The organism is Moorena sp. SIO4A1 (genome assembly GCF_010672065.1).
In the GTDB taxonomy this organism is placed as follows: domain Bacteria; phylum Cyanobacteriota; class Cyanobacteriia; order Cyanobacteriales; family Coleofasciculaceae; genus Moorena.
The window spans coordinates 1-2,278 of the sequence record NZ_JAAHHX010000318.1; the positions used below are offsets into that span (position 1 = coordinate 1).

Consider the following 2,278-nt stretch of genomic DNA (forward strand, 5'->3'; position numbering starts at 1 on the left):
GTCTTTTTCACGCGCGTTATCGCTGTTCCAAGGCGTCACAACTCAGGTGGGGCTTCAGGGTCAACCTTTTGGGCATAAAACTTACCATGCTCTGTCTTAACAGTAAGTATACACCCGGATTTGATATTATAGCCAAATTGCTATCCTACAAACCAAAAGGGCGAAGACCATGTTTGCAGGTAATTATTGACTTGACTAGCTAAGAGTTACGAGGGTTTTTCAAAGCTTTTGACTCCCTTATCAGTGTTTTCAATGGCAAACTTCGATTGCACTTAGTCGTGCTGTACCTGGTGGTGGGACAGTGGCGTGTGCCTTGGAATTTTCGAGTGTTTCGGCGGTTATGGCACAACAACACAAGCACAACTAGGCTTGCGCTTAGTACAACGATTGCCTAAAGCCTTGACTCGTCGCTTTCAGGTGATGATATTAGCAGATACCGCCAAATGTAGTGTGGAATTAAAGCGAGGCATTCGCAAGCTCAGATATCACGCTGTAGTTGGAGTCCGCCGTGACCGTAAACTGGTTGATGGACGCCCACTATCTAGGGCGTGTCATCAAATAGGAATCAATCTAGTTTAGAATCGATAAATGTAGAGAGTTGAGTCAATTAGGATCCGTGCTATCATGACACGTCGCTATGCCTTGCGGGATGACCAGTGGGAAAGAATCAAAGACTCACTACCAGGACGAAAAGAGACAGTTGGAGTGACGGCATGCATATAACCGATTATTTGTCGAAGCAGTGCTGTATCGGTACCCTTGCGGGTATTCCCTGGCGGGACTTACCGGAAAGATTTGGGGATAAACGAGATAGTTCATACCCGTTTGCTGTCGGTGGGCAAGAAGTGGCGTGTGGCAAAAGATATTTGAGGAGCTAGCCAAGGATGCAGACAATGAATATGCAATGATTGACTCAACAATTGTACGCGCCCACCAGCATAGTGCTTTGAAGTTACCGTAAGATAGTTGAGCCTTTATAGTTAGTAGGTTATGGGTAAAAGGTTCAAGTCTTTTGTAATAAGGCTCAACTATCTAAGGTTTCGTCTCTTGGGGCAAAGGGGGGGATGGTGCGGGCGAAGCCATCGGTCGCAGTAAAGGTGGACTGAGTACGAAAATTCACGCCGTGGTAGATGCCGCAGGTTACCTACTGGCTTTCATTTGACCCCTGGACAAGCATGTGACCTCGATGGAGCCGATGTCCTACTCGAAGACCTTAGAGCCGATACACTGATTGCAGACAAGGGATATGATGCTGACGAGCGCGTGATTAAACGACTTGAAGAAAAGGGAACTACAGCGGTGATTCCACCCAAACGCAACCGTAATTTCCAGCGTGAATATGATAAATACTTGTACAAAGCACGACATCTGCGCCACGAATTTCTTTGCCCAACTCAAACAATATCGAGGAATCGCGACACGTTATGATAAGCGAGCAATAAACTTTCTCGGGGCAATTTATCTTGCTGCTACTGTTATCTGGCTTAATTGATGACACGCCCTAGTCTGTACAAGCGAGGGCAACAAGTTCGGCTTAATGGCAAACCCATAGTTGTTTCCATTTCTTGGTTCTATCTCAAACGTGACGGCAAATCTAACAAGCGCAATGTCGCTGTCTACTAGACCTATGAAAGCCAGCACTATCAACTGGTGGGGCAAGCGCAGGTCGCCTATTGAGGGCTGGTAAAAGAGCTGCTAAGCACCGTTAAGCGACTGCACCGCTAGCTTGCGCAAACCAAACTAGGGATGTACCGTTGGCTGATTTTATCAATGATAGCCTACCTGTTGGCACACTGGGCTTATCTTTCTACTGATTCAACCACCTTACCCGATTGGGGGCAAGTAGCTGAAAAAGCTCTCCACTCTTTCCTCCCTCAGCTTGTTGTCTGCATATTATTAACTGATATCCTCCGATTGCAACCTCTGCTTCAAGCACAGGGAATTGATATCAACATTTCTTGGTGCAAGATGTGAGTAGTAGTAATTTAAAAGAACAACAAAGTATTTTATCAAAAGTTATCCCGATTTTAAAAAACTATAAAATCTGTGTATTGGGAGATTGACCTTTGGTCACGCTTCGCGAACGAGAATTTTGTTCTGTAAAGTTAGCAAATCATCTTCAGTAATTGGGTAGAGATTTTTGTTTGCGTTGGCTTTGTTGCATAAAGAGTATGAGTTGAGTGAGATAATCTATAGAGAGAAAAATAGAGCTTCCCCTTAGCCATGACAGAAGCAACCGCCAAGACCAAATATAAGATATTGAATTGGAGTAAGTACA

General features: G+C 44.9%; 3 protein-coding genes and 3 pseudogenes. All 6 read left to right on the top strand.

Annotation, left to right across the window (positions count from 1 at the left end; translation table 11 throughout):
* Window positions 1–306: 306 nt before the first annotated feature.
* Window positions 307–579, top strand: a complete 273-nt coding sequence (locus F6K53_RS37700; protein ID WP_293029083.1) for a hypothetical protein — start codon at window positions 307–309, stop codon at window positions 577–579.
* Window positions 580–624: 45 nt separating this feature from the next.
* Window positions 625–946: pseudogene (locus F6K53_RS37705) on the top strand (transposase); the annotation flags it as partial.
* Window positions 947–1,149: 203 nt separating this feature from the next.
* Window positions 1,150–1,353 (top strand): annotated as a pseudogene (locus tag F6K53_RS46260) (transposase); the annotation flags it as partial.
* Complete coding sequence (locus F6K53_RS46265; RefSeq protein WP_365940445.1) at window positions 1,340–1,492, top strand: transposase; 153 nt, start codon at window positions 1,340–1,342, stop codon at window positions 1,490–1,492. The pseudogene F6K53_RS46260 and the gene F6K53_RS46265, both read left to right, overlap by 14 nt.
* Window positions 1,492–1,623 carry a hypothetical protein gene (locus tag F6K53_RS37710; RefSeq protein WP_293045295.1) on the top strand — a complete coding sequence of 44 codons (132 nt, stop codon included), beginning with the start codon at window positions 1,492–1,494 and terminating at the stop codon, window positions 1,621–1,623. The genes F6K53_RS46265 and F6K53_RS37710 overlap by 1 nt, the downstream gene beginning before the upstream one ends.
* 335 nt (window positions 1,624–1,958) lie before the next feature.
* Window positions 1,959–2,123: pseudogene (locus F6K53_RS37715) on the top strand (IS4 family transposase); the annotation flags it as partial.
* Window positions 2,124–2,278 lie beyond the last annotated feature (155 nt).